The following is a 21,258-nucleotide window of genomic DNA, read 5'->3' as shown; positions in this document are numbered from 1 at the left end:
GGCTCGGCAATGAGCCTGGGTGGTTCGCTGCTCGAGGACGTCGCCTGTGCGGTTTGGATGGCATCCTGTGTCCGGAAGGTGTGATATTGATAGCCCTGGAACCGACCAGACGACACGATTGCTGCAAACGACTGAGGGGATACCGAACTTGCTGACGCTGCACCGCGCCGAGAGCACCGGAACGCTCGCGTCCGTGCTCGCCGATGTGCTGGTCAAGCCCCTCGACGACCCGTTCCAACGCGAGGTGATCGCGGTCCCGGCCAAGGGGGTCGAGCGGTGGCTGACGCAACGTCTGTCGCACGTGCTGGGTGCGCGTGATGGCGGCCGCGGTGATGGTGTCGCCGCCAACATCGACTTCCCGTCCCCGACGCGGCTGATCGACCAGGCGCTCGCCGCCGCCACTGGATACGACGTCGACGACGATCCCTGGCACCCGTCGCGGATGCTGTGGACTCTGCTGGAGGTCATCGACGACTCCGTCGACGAGCCGTGGTGTTCGGTGCTGGCCCGTCATCTCGGGCACGGGGCCGACGACCACCGCGTCGGCCGTCGCTACGCCACCGCGGCGCACTTGGCTGAACTGTTCCGCTCGTACGCCTCGCAGCGGCCCGCGATGCTCGTGGACTGGGCCGGCGGACGCGACACCGACGGCGCCGAACCGCTCGACGGAGATCTGGGGTGGCAGGCGCAGCTGTGGCGCCGGTTGCGGGAACGGGTCGACAGCCCGAGCCCTGCGGAACGTCTCGCAGACGCCTGCGCCCGGTTGCGGGCGGAACCGGGGTTGCTCGACCTGCCCGAGCGGCTGTCGCTCTTCGGCCCCACCCGGCTGGGAACCGACCAGATCGAGGTACTGTCGGCGGTCGGCGCCAATCGTGATGTGCACCTGTGGATTCCGCATCCGAGCATTGAGATGTGGGGTGCGCTCGCCGACACCACCCCGCCGCGCCGCCGCGCCGACGACCTGCGGGCCCTCGACGTCGCGCATCCGCTGCTTGCCAGCCTTGCCCGTGACGTGCGTGAACTGCAGTCACGACTTGCGGCTGTCGAGATGGTCGATGTGCACCATCCGGGACCGTCGCGGCCGTCGACACTGTTGGGGCGGCTGCAGTCGGATATCGCCGCCGACCACGCCCCGTCGATCGAGTGCGAGTTCGACGACACCGTCGAGATCCACGCGTGCCACGGACCCGCCAGGCAGGTCGAGGCGCTGCGCGAGCGGCTACTGCGCCTGTTCCAGGACGATTCGACGCTCGAGCCCCGCGATGTCGTGGTCATGTGCCCTGACGTCGAGACGTACGCGCCGCTGGTGCGGGCCGCGTTCGGGCAGGGCGTCCAGGGGCCGCGCGACCACCCCGGACACAAGCTTCGCGTGCGGTTGGCGGATCGAGCACTGCACCAGACCAATCCGGTACTCGGGGTGGTGTCGACGCTGCTGGACCTCGCCGACTCGCGCGTGACCGTCGGCCAGGTGTTCGATCTCGCGGCGACCGGCCCGGTCCGCCGCCGTTTCCGGTTCGACGACGACGCCCTCGAACGCATTCGGGAGTGGACCACGTCGGCAGGCGCGCGCTGGGGCATCGGCCGGCGTGAGCGCGGTGCGTTCGGTCTCGGAGACTTCGAGCAGAACACCGTCAAGGCGGCACTCGACCGCGTCCTACTCGGGGCCGCAGCCGACGACGCTGACGGTGAATGGCTGGCGCTGGCGCTGCCGCTCGACGACGTCGAGAGCAATGACATCGACCTCACCGGCCGACTCGCCGAGTACGTGGACCGCCTCGACGTCTCGCTGCGCGGTCTCACCGGGACGCAGTCGGCGGCGCAGTGGTCGGCTGCGCTCGCGCGTGCGATCGACCTGCTCGTCGACGTCGCCGAGATCGACGCCTGGCAACTGGGCCAGGCCCGCCGGGAGCTCGCCGCAGCCGTCGAACATGCTGGCGAGTCCGAGCTGCGGCTCGCCGATGTGCGCGCGATGCTGCGGTCGCGGCTGGCCGGGCGTCCCACCCGCGCCAACTTCCGGACCGGTGAACTCACCGTGTGCACGATGGTCCCGATGCGCTCGGTCCCGCACCGGGTGGTGGTGCTGCTCGGGCTCGACGACGACGTCTTCCCCCGCGGCACCAACATCGACGGCGATGACGTGCTTGCCCGTGATTCGCTACTCGGGGAACGTGATCCCCGCAGCGAGGACCGGCAGCTGCTGCTCGACGCCATCATGTCTGCGACCGAACGGCTGCTGCTGTTCTATACCGGTGCCGACCCGGTGAACGGCACTTCGCGGCCGCCCGCGGTGCCGCTAAGCGAACTACGCGATGTCCTCGCGGTGATGGCCGGGGCCGACCCATGCGTTCGACATCCGTTGCAGCCCTTCGATCCCCGCAACTTCGACCCGATGAAGCCCTTCAGCTTCGACCGCGCGGCGCTCGCCGGTGCCCGCGCCGCGCAGCGGCCGTCGACAGCCGAGCCGGCGTTCTTGGTCGAGCAGTTGTCGGCCGTCGAACCCGGCGATGTCGATCTCGCCGGCCTCATCGCCTTCCTCGAACATCCGATCCAGGGGTTTCTGCGGCAGCGCCTCGGGTTCCGCGTGCCCGACATGGATGAGGATGTCGCCGACACGCTGGACCTCGAGCTCGACAACCTCGCTCGGTGGGGAATCGGCGACCGCATGCTCGCGGCCCGTCTCGCCGGTACCGACCCGGCGGCGTTCCGCGCGGCCGAGTGGCGCCGCGGCACCCTGCCGCCGGCGAAACTCGGCGAGAAGGCGTTCATCGACATCGAGTCGACCGTCGAATCACTCGTGCGTGCTGCCGCACCCGAACACGCCGGGCGCTCGGAGACGGTCGACATCGACGTCGACCTCGGCGGTAGTCGCCGACTTGTCGGCACGGTCGACGGGGTTCACGCCGACGTCATCGTGCGGACCGAGTTCTCGCGTTTGAAGCCGAAGCACCGGGTAGGTGCCTGGGTGCGCCTGCTCGCGGTCGCCGCTAACGGACGATTCGCGAACCCAACCGCGGTGACCACCGCACGAGGCAAAGGGCGGTCGCCGGTCGCGCGCTCGACCCTGGTCGCGCCCGAGAATGCGGCCGAGATCCTGCGACGCCTCGTCGACATGCGTGATCGCGGTCTCCGGTCCCCACTACCGGTGGCGCCCGGCGCGTCGGCCGCGTACGCGGACCAGCGGTTCCGGGGTCGGTCCATCGAACTTGCGATGGTTGCCGCCGACAGGGAGTGGAATGGTGACTTCGGCGACGCCAAGGATCGCCACGTCGAGTATGTACACGGTGCCGGGGCGAGTCTGGCGGTTCTCACCGCCGAAGCTGCCCCGCCCGGGGCCTACGAGCCCACCTGTTTCGGCACGGAGGCCGCTGTGCTGTGGGGTCCGCTGCTGGCGGCCGAGACGCTGGGGGAGCCGTGACCACCGGAACGACCACGGAGACCGTGTCGATGCCCGACACCGCCTTCGACCTGTTCGCCCCGCTCTCGACGGGGACCACCGTCCTCGAGGCGAGCGCCGGCACCGGCAAGACGTACGCGATCGTCGGCCTGGCGGCACGCTTCGTCGCCGAGCAGGGCATCGACCTGTCCCAGTTGCTGCTCGTGACGTTCAGCCGGGCGGCGACGAAGGAGCTCCGGGAGCGGACTCGCGAGCGATTCACCACGGCGGCAGCGGGATTGGTGGATCCAATTTCGGCCCGCGCGAGTACCGACGAGCTCGTGGCGCACCTGGCGAACACCGACGACGCCGAAGTTGCGGCACGGCGCCGACGGCTGATGCAGGCGCTGTCGGACTTCGACGCCGGCACCATCGTCACCACGCACAGCTTCTGCCAGCGCATGCTCGACGGTCTCGGTATCGCCGGTGAACGGGACCCCGACGCGGTACTCGTGGAGGAAGCCGGCGCCCTCGTCGAGGACGTGATCGCCGATCTGTACGTCCGGCACTTCGCGCGCTCCGATACGCGCACGCTGCGACCCGGCGACGCCCGTGCCGCGGCCCGGGCCGCGATCTTCGATCCGCAGGCCGTCCTCGCACCAGAGGACGAACCCGGCGGCCGGGCCGGAGGCGCCGTTGCCTTCGCACGTGCGGTGCGGGAGGAGACGCAGCGCCGCAAGCGGCTCACGGGAATCCGCGACTTCGACGACTTACCGGCGCTGCTGCACGGCGTGCTCACCGACCCCGAACACGGGGAAGCGGCGTGCCGCCGGGTGCGGGAGCGCTACCGTGTCGTGCTCGTCGACGAGTTCCAGGACACCGACCCGCAGCAGTGGGGAATCTTGCGAGCGGCGTTCCACGGCCACTCCGCGCTCGTCCTCGTCGGCGATCCCAAGCAGGCCATCTACGCGTTCCGCGGCGCCGAGGTGCTCAGCTACCTCGACGCGGTGGACGCTGCCGACCGGCGCCAGGAGCTCATGTGCAACTGGCGTAGCGATGCCGATCTCGTTGGAGCGCTGCACTATCTACACGGGGGTGCCGCGCTCGGGCATCGGGACATCGTCGTGCACGCCGTCGATGCAGCCAAGCCTGGATCGCGGTTGCATGGTGCGCCGCCCCTGCGGGTGCGATACCTGTCGCGAGCCGGGGCGGGACGGCTGAACAACTCCGGCTTCCCCGCAATCGGTCCGCTGCGGTCGCGCGTCGCCGATGACGTGGCCGCCGACATCGTGAGGCTGCTTGAGAGCGGCGCGATGCTCGAGCTGGGCGGCACCCGTCGCGGCGTCGAACCAGGGGACATCGCGATCCTGGCGGGCACCAACGCGCAGATCGCGTTGGCCAGGGAGGCCCTCGACCGCGCCGGTGTGCCGTCGGTGCTGGCCGGCGGCAGCAGCGTGTTCGAGACGCCGGCCGCGCGGCACTGGCTGCGGGTGCTGCAGGCGCTCGAACAGCCCCATCGACCCGACCGGGTGCGCTTGGCCGCTCTCACCCCGCTGTTCGGGTGGACCGCGGAGCGAATCGACGCCTGCAGCGACGACCTGGTCGCGACGGTGGGCGGCCGGCTGCGAGACCTGTCCGCGTTGTTCGCGCAGGTCGGTTTCGCGGCGCTGTTCGAACGACTCGCCGTGGACACCGAGCTAGAGGAACGCCTGCTCGCGGTCGCCTTCGGTGAGCGCATGCTCACCGACCTACGTCACCTCGCGGAGCTCCTCGGTGCCGTCGCAGTGGACGAATCCCTCGGTCTCACCGCGCTCACCGGCTGGCTCACCGACCTGATCAAGGACCCCAAGTCCGGTGGAGGCGACCGCAGCCGACGCCTCGACAGCGACTCCGCCGCCATCCAGTTGGCGACCGTGCATGCGAGCAAGGGCCTCGAGTACCCCATCGTCTACGTGCCGTTCGCGTGGGGTACCGGTCGTTTCGCCGACCCGAACCGGTTGCTGCTGCACGACGAGGACGGCCGACGCATCCTCGATATCGGCGGCGAAGGTAGCGACGGCTACCGCGACCGCCGGGATCGCCGCAACGCCGAGGCGGCGGGCGAGGACCTGCGGCTGCTGTATGTCGCGTTGACGCGGGCCCAGTGCCAGCTGGTGCTGTGGTGGGCGCCCGCTTACGGCACGAGCGAAGGCCCGCTGCACCGGATCCTGTTCGGGCGCAGTTACGGTGAGGCCGAAGTCCCGCCGAAGACGGGTGTGCCGGAGGACCCCGATGTCGCGCAGTACCTGATGAGGTGGGCCGAGACGGCGCCCGTTTCGATCAGCGTCGAGGGTGTCGGCGCCGACCCGATCCCAGAGCTGTCGTGGACGCCGTCGCAGGAGGAAACCGGCGGACTCGAGGCGGCCGTGTTCGGCCGGAACCTCGACGCCGGGTGGCGGCGCACGTCGTACACGGCGCTCACCGCATCGGCGCACGAGCATCCGGGCGCAGTGAGTGAGGCGGAGGATCCGGGGAAGGACGATGAACCGGAGGAGCCGGCGCTGATCACCCTGGCGGCCTCGGACGGTATTCCGTCGACCATGAACGAAATGCCGTACGGAGCGGTGTTCGGCACCCTTGTCCACGAGATCCTCGAACATGTCGACACCGCCGCCGAGGATCTCGAGGTAGAGCTGGAGCGGCACTGCCGTGAGTCGGTCGCAGCGCGGATGTCGCAGGTGGATCCGGCGGCGTTGGCGGCCGCGTTGCTGCCGGTGCTGCGGACCCCGCTCGCTGGGGGCGGCGCGCTCGCTGACATCAACCCGCGAGACCGCTTGCCGGAAATGGACTTCGAGCTTCCGCTCGCCGGCGGCGACGATCCGGCGGTGCTCACCGTGACGCTGCACCGGATCGTCGAGCTGCTGCGCAAGCATCTCCCAGCAGAGGACGTCCTCGCGTCGTACGCGGACAGACTCGCGACCCTGGGGGGGACACCGTTGTGCGGTTATCTGACCGGGAGCATCGACGCGGTGCTGCGTCGTCCCGGACCTGACGGCCCGCAGTTCGTGATCGTCGACTACAAGACCAACCGGCTCGCGCCCGGCGAGCTGACCACCGCCGACTTCAACCGCCGCGCGATGGCCGCGGAGATGATGCGCTCCCACTATCCTCTGCAGGCGCTGCTGTATGCCGTTGCGCTGCACCGGTATCTTCGCTGGCGGTTACCGGGCTATGACCCGGCGACGCACCTCGGTGGGGTGCAGTACCTGTTCGTGCGGGGCATGGTCGGACCCGAAACCCCTGACGGCGCCGGTGTGTTCGACTGGGATCCGCCCGCAGCGCTGGTGGTGGAGATGTCGGATCTGCTGGCGGCGTCGAGCGACGAAGACGGGGTGGGCACATGACGGAGGCACGGGTCGCGCAGCGCGGAAAGGGTGTGCTGCGCGAGTTCAACGAAGCCGGGGTGCTCGAGGCGGCCGACGTGCATGTCGCGCTGCGGCTCGCCGCCCTCGGCGGGGAGACCCGCGAGCCGGTCCATCTGGCGACCGCGCTCGCGGTGCGGGCCGTGCGGTCGGGGTCGGTGTGCCTGGACCTGCGCCGCATTCGTGAGGTGACGGTCGACGAGAAGTTCGAGATCGATCCCGCCGCGCTGCCTTGGCCTGACGATGCTGTGGTCGCCGAAGTCCTGCGATCGAGCCCGCTGGTGGTCGGCGGCGGCGCGGGACCGCTGCGCCCGCTGCGGTTGGTCGAGTCCGGGGATGACCAGCTCTTGTATCTGGACCGGTACTACCGGCAGGAGCAGACCGTGCGCCGGATCCTCGACGAACGCGCAAAAGGCCACCCCGCCGTCGACGAGGACCTGCTGCGCGCCGGGCTGGGCGACTTGTTCCGTGATGACCAGGATTCTTCCCGGCCGTCGGATACGCCGGACCGGCAGCGGATCGCGGCGGCTGTCGCGGCCACCCATTGGACGTCGGTGATCGCCGGCGGCCCCGGCACCGGCAAGACCCACACCGTCGCGCGGGTGCTCGCGTTGCTCGAGCGCCAGCATCCGGGGCTGCGGATCGGTCTGGCCGCGCCGACCGGCAAGGCGGCCGCGCGATTGCAGGAATCGGTGCGCGAGCAGTCCGTGGCGGTCGGGCTGCGGGCGGACCTGTCGGCGATGACGCTGCACCGGATGCTCGGGTGGCGGCGGGGGACCACACGGTTCCGCTTCAACGAGACCAACCATCTGCCGTACGACGTGATCGTGGTGGACGAGACGTCGATGGTCTCGCTGACGATGATGTGCCGGCTGCTCGAGGCCGTCCGACCCGAGGCGCGCCTGGTCCTCGTCGGTGACCCCGACCAGCTGATGTCGGTGGCCGCCGGCGCGGTGCTCGCCGACCTGGTGGCCCGCCCCGTCTCGAGCGCCGAGAACACGGTGCTGGCCCGCGTCGTCGGTGCGGACCTGTCCGCGTCGGACGATCCCGCAGAGGCGGCGCTGAGTGCACTCGAACGGGATCGGTTGCGGGGAGGCGTGATTCGACTCAGCCGCGGACGCAGGTTCGGTGGGGCCATAGCGCAGCTGGCCGTCGCGGTGCGCGACGGCGATGGGGACCGAACGGTCGAGATCCTCCGAAGCGGGGCGCCGGACGTGTCCTTCGTCGACATCGAGGACCTGGACGGATTGCGCGTCGATGTCGCGTCGACCTCGACCGAGGTGACGGCGGCGGCTCTTGTCGGCGATGCGGCCGGTGCGCTGGAGGCGTCGGAGAAGCACCGGCTGCTCTGCGCGCACCGAGAGGGTCCGTTCGGGGCGTCGTGGTGGGCGCGAAAGGCGATGACCTGGATCGGCGAATCAACAGGGCATCCACTGGACCTGGGCCGCCGGTATCCGGGGCAGCCGTTGATGGTGACGGCGAACGACCACGAGACCCGGATCTACAACGGCGACACCGGTGTCGTCGTCGCGGATGGCGACGGCGGACTCGTCGCGGCATTCGCGCGCGGCGAGGAACCGTACCTGCTGCACCTGAGCCACCTGGCGTCGGTGCAGACCGTCTATGCCATGACGATCCACCGCAGCCAGGGCAGTCAGTACGACGTGGTCTCGGTGATCCTGCCGGGCGTGGGGTCGCAACTGCTCACGAAGGAATTGCTCTATACCGCCGTTACCCGGGCGCGGACGCACGTGCGGATCGTCGGGACCGAGGAGGCTGTGCGGGAGGGTGTCGGGCGGGGAGTTCTTCGGGCGAGTGGGCTGCGGCGGGGATGACCGCGGCTTCAGAAGGCCTCGAAGCGGGCCTCGACGTCGGCGCGGACCCGGACCGGCTCGGGGTTCAGTTCGATCGGCGGTCGGTCGGCGCGCTCGGCGTCGCCGATTGGTGCTGATACCGCCATTGCGCGCATGACCGGCGGGCCGAAGTCCGGGCGCTGTCCCGGGTTCAGCATGCCGGGATCGGCGAGGGCCACCGCCTCGATTCGGGTGCAGCCCAGGCCCTTCGTGTAGCCGGCCGCTTTGGCGAGTGCGTCGCGGACCGCGAGGTCCCGGACCCGCGCCAGGGCCTCGTCGTGCGATTTCCGGGTGAGTTTCCAGTCCAGGTGGGTGACGTTGACGCCCTCGATCGTGGACACCTCGTCGACGAATGCGGCGACGGCATCGCGGTTGCGAAATGTCACCGAACCGGAGGCCGTCGACCGGTAGTTCCACGGCAACTTCTTGCCGTCCGGATGGTAGGGCCGGTACCGGGAGTGCTGGATCTGATCGAGTGACCACCGTCGCAGCGGGCGTGCCGACTCACGATCCAGGGTGCGGATCAGCTCGGTGAGTGTGGTCGCCGTCTGCGCTGCGGGGCCGGCGGCCTCCGCGCGGGCGGCGCCGTCGAACTCGATGTTCAGGTGGACCACGCAACGATTGGGTGCGAACGCGCGTTCGGCGTGGCCGGTGACGGTGATCGTGACGGGATTGGTCGGCATGAGCCCAGTGTCCCCGAGAACGCCGGCGGCTCGATGTGAATCGCGGCGGCTCAGAACAGCGTGGGCTCGGCACGCGCGCCGCTGCGGGCCTCCTGCACACGTGCGTTCCAGCGTTGCACCAACCACATCTCGATCAGCTCCGGGTCGGTGCCCACCTGCATCGCCCATGCGCTGAGCAGCTGCAGATAGCGGTCGTAGCGACGGAGGGTGAACCCGCTGACCGACGGCTCCTCGAGCCAGCCCTCGTGGATCAGGGTCGAGACGCCGTGCTGGTCGATCAGCTGGGCGCGGACACCGTCCCGTCGAACACCGACCGCCCACATGAACAGCGTCATCAGCGACACCCCGACGCCGGGCATGTCCGGCCAGCCCGACCAGGCGTCGCCAGACGGCTCGGGAATGCGCTTGTCCTTGGCGCACCGGTTCAGGACGTTCTTGATTTTGGCGAGTGGGTCCTGCTCCGCGAACGGGTTGAAGACGTCGGGCAGTCGACGCGTGGCCCTACGGCTGCGGTGGGCGCTGCGCCAGGCCGCGCACAGGAACAGCAGACCGAGGGCGTCGTGATCGGATTCGATCAGTTCGCTACCGATCTGCAGGTCGTTGCGCTGGACGACGGCGATGCCGCGATCGACCACGTGGCCGTCGAGGTCTCGTCCGCGCAGCACGATCTCGTGCTTGTGCTCGCGCAACTGGTGGTTCCACCAGTCGAGGTCGACGTGGGCACTGTCGTCGAGCACGTGCAGCGGGTAGGCCCGGGCGCGGCTCCACTGCACGCAGGCCTCCGGTGGGGTGAATCCGTCGTCGAGCAGATGCATGCAGCGATGATCGCACCAACTACTGGCAGCGCGGGTGTACGACACGGCGGAACTCGGGGTTCTAGGCTGGGGAATCGTACGTGGTCCGTACCCGCCCTTGAGCCGGGGCAGGAATCGGCCCAACTCGACCGCCCACAACTCATGCCTATCCGCCAGGTAGATAGCGTGCGATGATGCTCGCGGTGTCCTCGATCCCGATACACCGCTCCACCTCTGGGTTCTGGTCTGACCGAGTGCTGAAGAAGATCCGGGAGACGATCAGGATGCCGTAGTTGGTTTCCATACTCACCGCGCAGCTGAGCGTGGATGCTACTTTGCGCAGTGCGCGGCGCCCGTCGAGCTCGATCGGGGTGGAGTAATCCGCGACCTTCTCCTGCTCTTCGGCGAAGGTGATGTTCGAGGAGAGCACGTTAAGCCCGTACTGCCGTTGCGGGGTCTTGAATCCACAGATCAGGAAAGTGTGATAGTCGGCGGCTACGGCATCTACATCCTTCGACTGCGGGTCGTAGCCCGCCTCCACGAGTGCCTCATCCGGGATGTCGAGGCACGGATCGAACGCGACCAGTGGCCGATCCGACTGATCGACCTGGCGCGGCACCCGAGTAGTCGGGGACGGCGGCACGGTATCGGACGCCGGCACCGCCTGCGGCGTCTCCGGGGCCGCACCGCAGCCCGTGAGGATCGACGCGGCCGCAAGTAGTGCGGCGACGGACCGGCGGCTTGACATCACCGGTCCAGTCCGGGATCGAGGCTTCCCAGCGTCTGGGCAAACTGGCCGTCGGTGTCGGCGAATGCATCGCCACCGGACGCGAACGCCTCCCGCATGGCCACGATGACAGCTCGGTGGTCCTTGAGCCGCTCGATGACTGTCACCGCCTTGCGGGTGTACCCGGCGGCGAGTTGGTCGCCGATCCGGAAATCACCGAAGCCGTCAACATCTTGAAGTCTGTTCGCTTCCCAGAGTGCGTCATCGATCGAGTCGAGCATCTGATCGCAGACGCGCACACACTGTTCGATCGCTCCAGGTTCGAGGCGCAGCGCCATGAATCCCCCTCCGTTATGAACGTGACCCCCACGGCCGCTTGGGGAATCGTACGTGGTCCGTACCCGCCCTTGAGCCGAGGCAGGAATCGACCCAACTCGACCGCGCACAACTCATGCCTATCCGCCAGGTAGATAGCGTGCGATAATACTCGCGGTGTCCTCGATCCCGATGCACCGCTCCTCCTCGGTGTTCTGGTCGGATCGAGTGGGGAAGAAGACGCGAGAGACACCCAGAATGCCGTAGCTGGTCTCGATACTCACCGCACAGATGAGCGAGGCTGGTTCCTCGAGCAGTGCGCAGCGCCCGTCGAGATGGATCTGCGGTACCGAGTACCTCTCGCGTGCCCTCGATCGACACAACGGTCGCCACCACCAGGGCGTTCGAGACCACGTGCGCCCCGATCCGCACCTTGCGTGGCATCGAGGAACACGTACGGGAATGTGGTGTGGGTGAGGGTGCGGTCGCGGCACCGGGCGATCTCCGTGTCGAGCCCGCCGCAGATACGGGAGACCTGCGACTTCGTGATCCCCGAGTCGACCCCCAACGCCGATACGAGATCGTCGACGTTGCGCGTCGACACCCCGTGCCCGTATGCCTCCATGATCACCGCGTAGAGGGCCTGATCGATTCGCCGGCGGCGTTCGAGCAGTGAGGGGAAGAACGATCCCGACCGCAGCTTCGGGATCTGTATCCCCACATCACCGCTGGTCGTGGCCGCCGTCTCGCTGCGGGTGCCGTTGCGGTAGGTGGTGCGGGTATCGGTCCGTTCGTAGCGGTCGGCGCCGAGCACCTCGGTCGATTCGGCATCGATCAACGCCTGTAACCCGGCCCTGATCAGTTCGGCGAACACACTCGCCGGATCAGCACCCTTGAGCGTGTCCAACCGGGAAATCAGGCAGAATGGTCGCGGGTCATCGCGTAGCTCCTTGGTCGAGTCACTGTGAGAGGTAACTCGTTCATCACTACGCGATGGTCTACCCTCAACCTGGGTGCGACACCCCTATCAGGGGCTATGCCGCTCGCCTAATTCCCACCACCCCACGGGACTTACCCCTGGACTAGTGTCAAGAAACCTTCAAACCGACTTCAACATGACGGTCTTCCCCGCGCGGAATATCTGTGGTGTTGGGGTGTACCCCACCACCACAGCGCCGATTCGGGGTCTGGGGAACATCTCCGATGGATCCTCCACTAAGCACTAGAGATCTTGCTGCGGTTGGATGTTGAAGTTCTTGACCGATGAGCAGGCAGCCCGGTACGGCCCAGGACTCGCGAAGCTGTCCCGAGCCGCAAAGTAGAACGCGCCGGTAGGTGTTGCCCCGGACTTATTGCCCCCACCCGCCAGTCACCACCGACCGGCGTCCACGACCCGATCAGATCATCAGGCGACCACTCTCGCGACCGCGCCGCCGGCCCCTGCTACCTATAAAACCGAGGTGGACCCGCAAATAGTTAGTATGAGAAAAGTATCCGTTTCAAACGGGATGCGTGGTCTGTAAATGAGACTTGCAATTGACCCATAAATAGTTAGTATGAGAAAAGTATCCGTTTCAAACGGGATGCGTGGCCTGTAAAGTTTGGAACGGGATGCGTGGTCTGCAAATTTTGGAACGGGATGCGTGGTCTGTAAATGAGACTTGCAATGATCCTTGCGGTTGTGTCGGCGGTGGTGGTATCTAGCCCAATGGCTAACGCCAGCCCGGTGGTCATCGGTGTCCACGAGGATTCGCTCATCACCTTTACACCCAGTGCGAGGGATGAGCCGGGTCCAGATATCGGATTCAACAATCTGGTCGTGGAATTACCGGCGGGTGCCTCAAACGGAACTCAGGTGCGAATGGCGCAACCCACTGGAGCTGATAATCAGAATTGGGTTATCGGCCTCGACCATGAGATTTTCAATCCGACAACAAGTAAGTGTTTGGATATTCAAACGCTGGATGAACTGGGCAATGTTGTCGTGAACCCTCACGATGGCACCATAGTGACTGTTAATGATTGCAATCATTTCAATACGCAAACCTGGACTCTGGGCGATAATGTCATAAACGGTACGGCCCCCGGTGGAGTAACAGGGAACATATTTTTCTCCGGGTCGGAAAACATATGTCTGGCTGTTGTCGACCCAACCAACGAGATTGGATCACTCCTGGAAGTCACGGACTGCACCGGTGGCGCAGACCAGGATTGGCGTATTCCGTTCGCCACGGTCTAATTCCTGAACGTGCGCTTTCGAACGCCAGCACAACAAACTGGGATTCGCGGTCCAGCTGGGCACTGTCCGGTGTGTGGGGACATTTCTGTCGGATCCGGCCGTGGGCGGCATCTACCGGGAGATCGGCGCCCGACCGATATCGCCCCGACTACGTGGCAGGCCCCCGATAGTCGGGCCGCATGGAGTTAGAGCCACGTTGAATTGCTGTCAGTCGATCTCACAGCCCACGGGTGGATGGGTGTGGGCGCATCGGGCAGCGTACGGCAGCCCAACGACGAGTGATGATGTCGCTGATTGTGGTCGTCCTTTAAGTCGCCGATGACCACCCGGGCCTCGAGCAGACTCGTCCAATGATTCTGGTTCAGGCACTCCTTCCGTAGTCGGTTGTTGATCCCCCAAGGACTTCGTCCAGGGAGGTGCCCCCAGACTCGATATGCCCGTTGTTCCAAGGCGTGTCGGGCGGAATGTACGAGATCCCTATCCGGTCACCGCAGAACTGTCGTAAAGCATGGGAATGAACTCCGGCCCGTTGTCCATCCGTAGCACCTGCGGTGGCCCACCCCACAACGCGAACGCCTTCCGAGTTCCTCGATCTACCGCTCCGAGGTGATCGACCGCTCGACGATGTTGAGCACCGATAGTCTTGTGTGTTCGTCACCCGTGTAACTCAACGCCGGGACCGTGAGGTTCCGGATCAGGGAACAGATTTCCATGTTTCCTGAACGGTGCCTGAGTCACAGGTGCTCGGGGAAGTACGGGCCCACGTCTTGGGCCACTTTCAGTGCCAGCGGGCACGCCTCGTCGGCAGTCTCGACGCCTACCTGCTTGTACATGACCATGATCTCGAGGACAGCGGTGTCGAAGTCGACCGACGCCAGGCACTGCAGACCACCTGGGAAGTCGTGCAGGAGGGTGCGATGCCCGCCGACCGGCGTGTCCTCGACCAGGGTGAGGCGTGCGTCGTTCTCGGTCTTCGACAGAAGTTTTGCGGCGGACGACACCACCACCCCGAAGTAGGGGTCATCCGAGTCGAATGAGCAGGCCCAGTCCTGGTACGGGATCTCCCGGTCTTCGAACTTCACCGGCTCGCCGTCGTCGATTCCGGCGGCGGCCCGGGCGTCGGGGTCGAATCCGTCGCAGGGGTGAAACATCAACCGCGGTAACGGTTCTGCGACAGGTTCGTCAGCGGGGGAGTTGCCGCATGCGGCCAGCGTCAGTGACGACACCGCAGCGGCTGCCACAAAGAACCCGGTTGGTCTACGCCGAGCTCTCACAGCTTCTCGCTGGGCTGTGGGTGCCTGGGTCACAGGTGCTCGGGGAAGTGGGGGCCCAGGTCTTGGGCCACTTTCAGTGCCAGCGGGCACGCCTGGTCGGCGGTGTCGACACCCACCTGCTTGTAGCCGACCATGATTTCGAGGACAGCGGTGTCGAAGTCGACCGACGCCACGCACTGAAGGCCACCTGGGAAGTCGTGCAGGAGGGTGCGGTGTCCGGCGATCTGAGTGTCGTCGATCAGGGTGAGGCGTGCGTCGTTCTCGGTTTTCGACAGAAGTTTTGCGGCGGACGACACCAGCACTCCGAAGTAGGGATCATCCGAACGGAATGAGCAGGCCCAGTCCTGGTACGGCTCCTCCCGGTCCTCGTACCGCTTGGGTATCTTGCCGTCGATCCCGGCGACGGCCTGGGCGTCGGGGCCGAATCCGTCGCAGGGGTGAAACGTCAACCGCGGGACCGGTTGGGCGACTGGTTCCTCGGCGGGGGAGTTTCCGCATCCTGCCAGTAACGACACCGCCGCGATGGCGGCTACCGCGAAGGCGCGAGAACGCCTGTATCGCAGCATCATAGGTTGTCTCCGATCTGGCCGAGGGCGCTGGCGGTGATGCCTTCCTGTTCTTCGTAGCGCCGTAGCACGGCCTCGAAGGTTGCTTTCATGTCCAGGGCGTAGCGCTGATGGGAAAACAGCAGTCCGACTGCGGAGCTTTCGTGGGCGATCTTGCCGCCGCCGACGGCCTTGTCATTGAATTTCTTGATAAGCAGCCTGGCCGATTCCAACTCGTGCTCGCCGATGCCCAAGGATTCGATCCACAGGTCCTTCCTGGCCTGCTCGGCCAGTTCGTACATGTTCTCGGCGTGGTCTTGGCACATCTTGATGCACCGGCGCAGCCCCTCGGGGTCGACGTTCAGATGCCCTTCGCTTAGAGCGGCCATCGTGACCTGGTTCCAGTCCGCGCTCTGCGGGGTGGGATAGTGGTCGGGTTCGGGAACTGGTTGCGGTGTCTGCGGGTGTGTCATGGGTTCCCTCTGTGTGTACTTCGGTCGTTACCAACGGTGTTCGGCCGTCTCACGTTGCAGGCGAAGCCCCTCGCCGATGGCAGCGGACAGCGCGGACACCAGCAGCTCAGGTCCGGCCGCGGCTGCGGCGTTCGGGTCGCGGGGGCCGATCAGATACCGGCCGTCGCCGGAGATGTCGATCCACCGCATCGTGCCCAGTTCGCCCCGGACGTGCCGCGGACCCCGTAGGACTCTGATCGTGCCGCTGCCGGCGTGGCCCTTGCGCATGGCATTCTCGAGCTTGCGGGCGGGTGGTGCGGCGCCGGCGCTGCGGAGAATGCCCTGCGAGAAGTAGTCGGGTTCGGGTTCGTCGCGTCTCGCGAAGGTGCGTCGTCCGGCAGCGTTCTGGGGGATCAACCCGATCAACACCGATGCGAGATCGTCGGTGATGCCGGCGCCCAGGATGACGTCGCCGCCCACCGCGGGTGTCGCACCGGGCCGTTGGACCGCGACGGCGCACCATCGTTGCAGCCCAGCCCCGATGATCCTGATCGGCACTTCGTCGACGGTCTCGCCGGAGATTTCCACGAATACCTCCGGCTCGGCGAGGACGCGGACCGCAGTACGCACATTCTGTCGGTCTTCCCCAGCGAAGGCTTCCCGGATCTGTTGCTGCTCGTGCTCGAACGCGTTGTACGTGCGGGCGGGGCTGACCAGAGTGAACGGGAACGGTTGTCGGTCCTGCCCGGTGGCCGCCCACAATGCCCCGAACTGCTCGCTGCGTAGCAGCCAGTTGCGCATGTTCATGCTCCGATCACCGGCGGTGCGACTGCAGGGAACTTGCCGATCAGTTCGTTGCCGTTGTCGAGGGTGATCAGGTAGCCGGGGGTTTTGTGTTCCTTGTCGCTGTCACCGCCGCCGCGGGCTCCGGGTGCGCCCATCATGCCGGCCCCCATCCCCGATGCGCGCGCGCCTGCACCGGTCGCTCCAGCGAGTCCGCCCACCCTTCCTCCGGCCACAACCCCCGCACCGGAGACGGCGCTTGGGACCCTGGCCGACGCCCTTCCTCCCGGGGGCATTCCGCCGGCAACTCCACCACCGCCGAGACCACCACCGCCGGGACCACCACCCGCGCCACCGATGTTGGGGTTGCTCCCTACCCGCGGCGTGTCGCCGGATACCGGCATACCCGGTGCTGTCGGGCTGCCGAACGCGGATGCGGCCGTCGTGGACGCCGGGCTGTCACCGGTCTGCGGCGGTCCGGCCTGTCCTGGGCCAGGGCCGCCGTCGCCGTTCGGGGGGCCCGGTCGGTGGCGTCGTCGGACGGCATCTCGCCGGGCGGATCGACCGGCGCAGTTCCCGGGCGTCCAGGAATGCTGCCAAAACCATCGGGCAATGTCCTCGAAGATGGCCTGGTCGGGGCGGGCGGGGTGATGATGTTCTCGAGTCGGTCGAACACCGGAACCGTCTTGTCGGTGTCCACTATGCCTGGGCGGTAGATAGTGTTCATCGCCTCAAGTCCGTCGGCGTGGCGACGATAGTACTCCTGGTCCGCGTTGGACAGCCAGGGGGTCAGCCTGTCGTACAAGTTCAGGCCCTGAACGTCCGGTACCGCTCCCGCTTTGAGTGCGGAGGCGGCTTGGTAGATCGGATCGAGTGCGCTCGCCACCGCGTCGAGTTGCGTTCTCGCCGGATCGGCGGTGGCCGCGTAGCGGCTGGCCTTGCTGTCCGCGTTGTTCGCCGCGCCACCTTGCCAACTGGTACCGATTTCTCGCCGGATGCCGTCGGAGAAAGCGATGATCTTCGTGGCGGTGCCCTCGCCGAGCGAACGCCAGGTGCGTTGCACCATCGCGATGGTCGCCGGAGTCATCGACTGGGCAAGATCCCGCAGCCGCTCGGGGCTCCACTCGTCGCCCTGGAAGTACTCCGGGTCATGGACATAGATCGGCTCGTTCACGATTCCCCCCTCGACGCGACGCGGACTTCACCCCGCCCTCCACTGGTATGACGCGCTGACACCCTATCCGGTTCCCACCTCATGAACAGCCCGGTCGTTGCCCGGGGCGACGCATTGGCGTCGACCCTGAAATCAACCGATGGGCTGACGAGGTCCGTGTTCCGTTGCCGGCGTTCGTGTGAGGTGGTTATAGATGGGGTTGCTACTGGCCTGTCCAGCTCTTTCATTGCGATCGGGTCGGCCGACGGGGTCGGGGTGGCCGGTGGTCGGGCAGAGGCGGGCGGCGAAGTCGTGCCGGAATGACACCAATAGGAGCATCCAAAGCCAGGGCAGTCCCGGCCGCTGACTCGGGCATCTCCGGGTGGAGTATGACGAGGACCCGCGGTGGATCGCGCCGATCCGTGGGGATCTGCGGATCGCGTGAAATTTCGCACCGGTCGGTGGCGTCCCGCTGCCGTGGTGGGAGGAACCGGAGATCGAGGAGACCGCGTCGGCGGCCACGCTGCGCGGCCTCTCGTTCGCAGTGCTCGACGCTGAACCTATCCGGGTGGGTACAAGTCGTCGGTGACGACGAACTCGAGGGTGCATGGTTCGCCGGTTTCGGAAGCCGTGCCCGCCCATCGGTGCTCAGACCGAACTGCTAGGTTTTCCGCCGGGGTAACCGATCCGAGGGGGGCGTTGAATGAACGTTGACGTCGAGATGCTGCGGAAATTCGCCGACGCAGTGGCCGGAGTGTCCGAATCGATCGCCGGCATCGATGTGAGCACCCCGTTCGCTGACTCCGAGGTGGCGCTGCCGGGAACCGAGTTCGCCCAGGTCTGCGTTGCCGGCGTGCAGGAGACCGGCGCGGCGCTGACGAACCTCTACCACCGGCTAACCGAGGTTTCGGAAATCGCGCAGGGTACGGCAGGAAAGTATGAGGTGTCCGAGGCCGACTTCACCGGCATGTTGGACGCCATGGACGTTCCCGCGTGAGCCCGACCGTCCCCGAGGTCATCCGGTGGAAGCCCGAATCGCTGCGATCGACCGCCGGGGGCATCGACCGGATCGTCGCCGAACTGGACGAACGATTCACGGGCCTGATGATCGAGCAGGATGCGCTCGCCGACACGTGGAGCGGAGCTGCAGCCACCGCTGCGGCGACCCGGGTGGTGCAGGAAAAATCGCTGGGCGGCGCCGTGGCCGGTGCCCTGTCGGACGTTGCCGAACAGTGTCGGTCTGCTGCGGGAATCGTCGACGGCGCACGATTGCACCTGGTGTCCGTCGTCTCGGACGCGCGCGGACGCGGATTCAACGTCGAAGATGACGGGATGGGTCGACCCAGCCGGGCTCATCGCCTGGCTCGTCCTGGCTCCGGAACACACCCGCGACGCGGCCTGGTTGCGGATCAAGAAGGAAGCCGCCGAGCTCACCCTCGTCGTCGTCGATGCACTCCGACAGGCGGATGAGGCCGCCGTCGCCGCCGCTAGCCGCATTCAGGCCGCAATCGACGCGCTGCAGCAGGCAGGGCACGCCGCGATACCGGGCAATGTCGTCGACCACGGTGACGGAGGGTTCACCATGGTGCCCGACTGGCCGTCGACGATCGCCGCATCGACGATCGGGGTGATGACCGACAAGACCGGTAAGGCCCTCACCAACGCCGCGGCCGCCACCGCGGCCGCCTCCGCGGACGACGTTGCACGGACGATCGGGCGGGGCCTCGGCCCGTTCGGTGCTGCTATCGGCACCGTGCCCGCAATCGCCAACGACATCAAAGGCGGCATGGATCCGACCAAGGCAGTCGTCACCGAAGGGGCCGGTGCGGCGGCCGGTCTGTGGGGCGGGACCTACTTGGGCGGAAAACTCGGGGCAGCTGCAGGTTCTTTCATTCCAGTCCCAGGCGTAGGCACTGCAGTTGGCCTGGTCGCCGGTGCGGCAATTGGTGGTGGCATTGCCTGGCTCGGATCGAAATTCTTGCAGTCGCAATGGGACTGATACTCGCCACTCGTTATCGCAGGTTTTGCATTTCCAACCAGAGCGACCCGGAACAATGCCGAGACTCTTGAAGGGTGGCAAGAAATCAAATCAGGAAATAGCCCCGATTCGCGATCGTTGCCCACAATCTACGGAAAACCACACTGGCCACAAAGCTTTCGCGTCGGGCCACTCGTCGTCGCAACGTTCATGCTCATGTTCATGGCCGTCGTGATCAGCGTCGCGATCGAGGCTGGCCAGCGTTCGGAAGTCGGAGTTGTCGTTGTTGGGGCCGGGATGGCGGTCGTCATGGGAAGTGTCTCGATCATCGGTCTCGAAAAGGCTGGGTTCCGTTCACTTCGTCGGTCACGCAGGATCGCCCCAATCGTCGATCAACACGCGACCGGAATCCGGATTCCAATGGGACACACTGTTCCCTTTCTCATCATCAGCCTCGGGGCCTGCAGCGTCTTCTGCCTGTCCGCAGCAATCACCTGGTACTTCGGCGTCGCTGAAACCCTGTTGCCTGGGGGACGTGACACCAAAGGCGGCGCAATCTTCATGGCGATCTGCGGCGGCGGCGCGCTGGCAGTTGCCGCGTTCCTGCTGCTAGTTCGCAATGTCACCGAGTTCAGCATCTATCCGACCGGGGTCCGCCGCTACGTCCGGCAGTGGTGGGGACTGTCCTCCAAGACCCATGACGCCTTTCTCCTGTGGGATGACATCGCACAAATTTCGGCAGACGAACTGGTCACCGGGACCGGACGGACCGAGGAACGCAACCCCCGCATCACACTGCGATCGACCACGCCCATTCCCGCTGGACAGCAACTGAAATTCGACGCGGAGAACGAGATCACAGTAATGGCCCATCAACTCGTCGCCGAGCCGAACACCCTGCTGTCCCTACTCCGCTTCCTCAAGGACAACCCCGATCAACGCGACATCGTCGCCCGGCCTGACGCCCGCGAACTCCTCACGCCCCCACCGCTACGCGAACGATTCCACGCCGCACGCCTGGCGAATAAGGCGGGTTCCGATGTCTGAACTCCCCACCTGGTCGGACACGATGACGGTGCGGGAATACTTCGACGCTCACCAGGTGTCGTGCACGCCCTGCCACGCGGACGCCACCGATCCGGTGACCGTGGCGATTCCTCAACTCCCCGGTTGGGTTTCCGCGCCACCTGAAGCAGTGCCCGGCGCCTACACCGTCCTCGCCAGTCCCACTCACACCACCGAGAATTGGTGCCCCAACGCCGTGCTCCTGCACGGCGAACTCTCCACGACTGTTGACGCCGAACAACTGTTGGACTGTGCCTTCGCCGACTCCCGGCGCCTGCCGGACTGGCGCGAATACGAGTCGAATCGCGTTCCGTATCAGGGCTACCCATCGGCGTTCGTGCGGGGCGTCTACACGGTCGAAAAATGGACACTGTCCGCCACCACCCGCTACGTCGTCATCACCCACGGTTCCCAGCAGTATCTGACACAGCTGACCGTGACTACACTGCTCGATCAGGCCGGTGACCTCGAGGTCGACGTCACCGTCATCAATGTCGGGCTGACCATCACCACCAATTGAACCGGCCCCACCGGGCAACCTAATCAGCTCCCCACACGCCGAACCTTGAGGTGGCCGAAGCCCCCATCCGCGTCGGCGCAGTCGTCACAAGGGGGCGGCGGGG

21 protein-coding genes and 1 pseudogene are annotated in these 21,258 nt (G+C 66.5%); 9 read left to right on the top strand and 13 right to left on the bottom strand.

Annotation, left to right across the window (positions count from 1 at the left end; genetic code table 11):
- Nucleotides 1–148 precede the first annotated feature (148 nt).
- The 3 genes from recC to recD are packed head-to-tail and all read left to right on the top strand — an operon-like array spanning nt 149 to nt 8,609.
- Entirely contained in the window at nt 149–3,415 is a 3,267-nt protein-coding gene (gene recC, locus RM2_RS10495; RefSeq protein WP_072688876.1) for an exodeoxyribonuclease V subunit gamma, read from the top strand.
- Between the two features lie 29 nt (nt 3,416–3,444).
- Nucleotides 3,445–6,756, top strand: coding sequence for a UvrD-helicase domain-containing protein (locus RM2_RS10490; protein WP_245813828.1), 3,312 nt, complete (start codon nt 3,445–3,447; stop codon nt 6,754–6,756).
- Nucleotides 6,753–8,609 carry an exodeoxyribonuclease V subunit alpha gene (recD, locus tag RM2_RS10485; protein ID WP_072688872.1) on the top strand — a complete coding sequence of 619 codons (1,857 nt, stop codon included), beginning with the start codon at nt 6,753–6,755 and terminating at the stop codon, nt 8,607–8,609. The genes RM2_RS10490 and recD overlap by 4 nt, the downstream gene beginning before the upstream one ends.
- Before the next feature lie 8 nt (nt 8,610–8,617).
- On the opposite strand, the gene RM2_RS10480 is transcribed toward recD, so the two are convergent.
- From RM2_RS10480 to RM2_RS10460, 6 genes and pseudogenes are all read right to left on the bottom strand, one after another.
- A complete protein-coding gene (locus RM2_RS10480; RefSeq protein ID WP_072688870.1) occupies nt 8,618–9,310 on the bottom strand; it encodes an SIMPL domain-containing protein in 693 nt (230 codons plus the stop codon).
- Between the two features lie 50 nt (nt 9,311–9,360).
- Nucleotides 9,361–10,125: an 8-oxoguanine DNA glycosylase OGG fold protein gene (locus tag RM2_RS10475; RefSeq protein WP_072688911.1), complete on the bottom strand. Its 765-nt coding sequence runs from the start codon at nt 10,123–10,125 to the stop codon at nt 9,361–9,363.
- A 145-nt stretch (nt 10,126–10,270) separates the two neighbouring features.
- On the bottom strand, nt 10,271–10,852 hold the full coding sequence (locus RM2_RS10470; protein ID WP_072688868.1) for a DUF3558 domain-containing protein: 582 nt from the start codon (nt 10,850–10,852) through the stop codon (nt 10,271–10,273).
- A complete protein-coding gene (locus RM2_RS10465; protein ID WP_072688866.1) occupies nt 10,852–11,169 on the bottom strand; it encodes a hypothetical protein in 318 nt (105 codons plus the stop codon). Before RM2_RS10465 ends, RM2_RS10470 begins: the two co-directional genes overlap by 1 nt.
- Nucleotides 11,170–11,286: 117 nt before the next feature.
- Nucleotides 11,287–11,430, bottom strand: a complete 144-nt coding sequence (locus RM2_RS24465) for a hypothetical protein (protein ID WP_169846699.1) — start codon at nt 11,428–11,430, stop codon at nt 11,287–11,289.
- 58 nt (nt 11,431–11,488) lie between these two features.
- Nucleotides 11,489–12,085: pseudogene (locus RM2_RS10460) on the bottom strand (transposase); the annotation flags it as partial.
- Between the two features lie 727 nt (nt 12,086–12,812).
- On the opposite strand from RM2_RS10460, the gene RM2_RS10455 reads away from it, so the two are divergent.
- Nucleotides 12,813–13,385, top strand: a complete 573-nt coding sequence (locus RM2_RS10455) for an RICIN domain-containing protein (RefSeq protein ID WP_072688864.1) — start codon at nt 12,813–12,815, stop codon at nt 13,383–13,385.
- Nucleotides 13,386–13,570: 185 nt separating this feature from the next.
- Here RM2_RS10455 and RM2_RS25890 read toward each other — a convergent pair whose 3' ends face one another.
- The 7 genes from RM2_RS25890 to RM2_RS10420 form a co-directional block, all read right to left on the bottom strand.
- Nucleotides 13,571–13,834, bottom strand: a complete 264-nt coding sequence (locus RM2_RS25890) for an integrase core domain-containing protein (RefSeq protein ID WP_084721724.1) — start codon at nt 13,832–13,834, stop codon at nt 13,571–13,573.
- A gap of 285 nt (nt 13,835–14,119) precedes the next feature.
- Complete coding sequence (locus RM2_RS10440; RefSeq protein WP_072688862.1) at nt 14,120–14,626, bottom strand: DUF3558 family protein; 507 nt, start codon at nt 14,624–14,626, stop codon at nt 14,120–14,122.
- Between the two features lie 62 nt (nt 14,627–14,688).
- A complete protein-coding gene (locus RM2_RS10435; RefSeq protein WP_084721723.1) occupies nt 14,689–15,228 on the bottom strand; it encodes a DUF3558 domain-containing protein in 540 nt (179 codons plus the stop codon).
- Nucleotides 15,225–15,677, bottom strand: a complete 453-nt coding sequence (locus tag RM2_RS10430; protein WP_084721722.1) for a hypothetical protein — start codon at nt 15,675–15,677, stop codon at nt 15,225–15,227. Before RM2_RS10430 ends, RM2_RS10435 begins: the two co-directional genes overlap by 4 nt.
- Before the next feature lie 27 nt (nt 15,678–15,704).
- On the bottom strand, nt 15,705–16,457 hold the full coding sequence (locus tag RM2_RS10425) for an ESX secretion-associated protein EspG (protein WP_072688858.1): 753 nt from the start codon (nt 16,455–16,457) through the stop codon (nt 15,705–15,707).
- A 2-nt stretch (nt 16,458–16,459) separates the two neighbouring features.
- A complete protein-coding gene (locus tag RM2_RS23425; RefSeq protein ID WP_084721720.1) occupies nt 16,460–16,843 on the bottom strand; it encodes a hypothetical protein in 384 nt (127 codons plus the stop codon).
- Nucleotides 16,813–17,613 carry a hypothetical protein gene (locus RM2_RS10420; protein ID WP_084721719.1) on the bottom strand — a complete coding sequence of 267 codons (801 nt, stop codon included), beginning with the start codon at nt 17,611–17,613 and terminating at the stop codon, nt 16,813–16,815. The genes RM2_RS23425 and RM2_RS10420 overlap by 31 nt, the downstream gene beginning before the upstream one ends.
- A 682-nt stretch (nt 17,614–18,295) precedes the next feature.
- Between RM2_RS10420 and RM2_RS10415 the strand changes: the two genes are divergently transcribed.
- The 5 genes from RM2_RS10415 to RM2_RS10400 all read left to right on the top strand — a co-directional run bounded on the left by RM2_RS10415 (nt 18,296) and on the right by RM2_RS10400 (nt 21,155).
- Nucleotides 18,296–18,589, top strand: coding sequence for a hypothetical protein (locus RM2_RS10415; RefSeq protein WP_072688856.1), 294 nt, complete (start codon nt 18,296–18,298; stop codon nt 18,587–18,589).
- Nucleotides 18,586–19,062 (top strand): WXG100 family type VII secretion target, encoded by a 477-nt coding sequence (locus tag RM2_RS23880; protein WP_139277729.1) that lies wholly within the window; start codon nt 18,586–18,588, stop codon nt 19,060–19,062. The genes RM2_RS10415 and RM2_RS23880 overlap by 4 nt, the downstream gene beginning before the upstream one ends.
- A complete protein-coding gene (locus RM2_RS23875) occupies nt 18,995–19,591 on the top strand; it encodes a hypothetical protein (protein ID WP_139277728.1) in 597 nt (198 codons plus the stop codon). The genes RM2_RS23880 and RM2_RS23875 overlap by 68 nt, the downstream gene beginning before the upstream one ends.
- 201 nt (nt 19,592–19,792) lie before the next feature.
- Nucleotides 19,793–20,617, top strand: coding sequence for a hypothetical protein (locus RM2_RS10405; protein WP_169846706.1), 825 nt, complete (start codon nt 19,793–19,795; stop codon nt 20,615–20,617).
- Nucleotides 20,610–21,155, top strand: coding sequence for an LpqN/LpqT family lipoprotein (locus tag RM2_RS10400; protein ID WP_072688852.1), 546 nt, complete (start codon nt 20,610–20,612; stop codon nt 21,153–21,155). The genes RM2_RS10405 and RM2_RS10400 overlap by 8 nt, the downstream gene beginning before the upstream one ends.
- Nucleotides 21,156–21,258: the final 103 nt, after the last annotated feature.

It is taken from the genome of Rhodococcus marinonascens NBRC 14363 (genome assembly GCF_001894885.1).
GTDB classification, from domain to species: domain Bacteria; phylum Actinomycetota; class Actinomycetes; order Mycobacteriales; family Mycobacteriaceae; genus Rhodococcus_F; species Rhodococcus_F marinonascens.
Note: the sequence above shows the minus strand (reverse complement) of the source record. Positions and strands in the feature narration are given on the sequence as shown.

Bases quoted from the DNA above. Each gene is read 5' to 3' on its own strand.
- RM2_RS10425 (WP_072688858.1), bottom strand. From the start codon at position 16,457: ATGCGCAACTGGCTGCTACGCAGCGAGCAGTTCGGGGCATTGTGGGCG.
- RM2_RS10455 (WP_072688864.1), top strand. From the start codon at position 12,813: ATGATCCTTGCGGTTGTGTCGGCGGTGGTGGTATCTAGCCCAATGGCT.
- RM2_RS23425 (WP_084721720.1), bottom strand. From the start codon at position 16,843: ATGCCGGTATCCGGCGACACGCCGCGGGTAGGGAGCAACCCCAACATC.
- RM2_RS10490 (WP_245813828.1), top strand. From the start codon at position 3,445: ATGCCCGACACCGCCTTCGACCTGTTCGCCCCGCTCTCGACGGGGACC.
- recD (WP_072688872.1), top strand. From the start codon at position 6,753: ATGACGGAGGCACGGGTCGCGCAGCGCGGAAAGGGTGTGCTGCGCGAG.
- RM2_RS10475 (WP_072688911.1), bottom strand. From the start codon at position 10,125: ATGCATCTGCTCGACGACGGATTCACCCCACCGGAGGCCTGCGTGCAG.
- RM2_RS10430 (WP_084721722.1), bottom strand. From the start codon at position 15,677: ATGACACACCCGCAGACACCGCAACCAGTTCCCGAACCCGACCACTAT.
- RM2_RS10435 (WP_084721723.1), bottom strand. From the start codon at position 15,228: ATGATGCTGCGATACAGGCGTTCTCGCGCCTTCGCGGTAGCCGCCATC.
- RM2_RS10480 (WP_072688870.1), bottom strand. From the start codon at position 9,310: ATGCCGACCAATCCCGTCACGATCACCGTCACCGGCCACGCCGAACGC.
- RM2_RS10465 (WP_072688866.1), bottom strand. From the start codon at position 11,169: ATGGCGCTGCGCCTCGAACCTGGAGCGATCGAACAGTGTGTGCGCGTC.
- RM2_RS10470 (WP_072688868.1), bottom strand. From the start codon at position 10,852: ATGTCAAGCCGCCGGTCCGTCGCCGCACTACTTGCGGCCGCGTCGATC.
- RM2_RS10400 (WP_072688852.1), top strand. From the start codon at position 20,610: ATGTCTGAACTCCCCACCTGGTCGGACACGATGACGGTGCGGGAATAC.
- RM2_RS10405 (WP_169846706.1), top strand. From the start codon at position 19,793: ATGGCCGTCGTGATCAGCGTCGCGATCGAGGCTGGCCAGCGTTCGGAA.
- RM2_RS10415 (WP_072688856.1), top strand. From the start codon at position 18,296: ATGAACGTTGACGTCGAGATGCTGCGGAAATTCGCCGACGCAGTGGCC.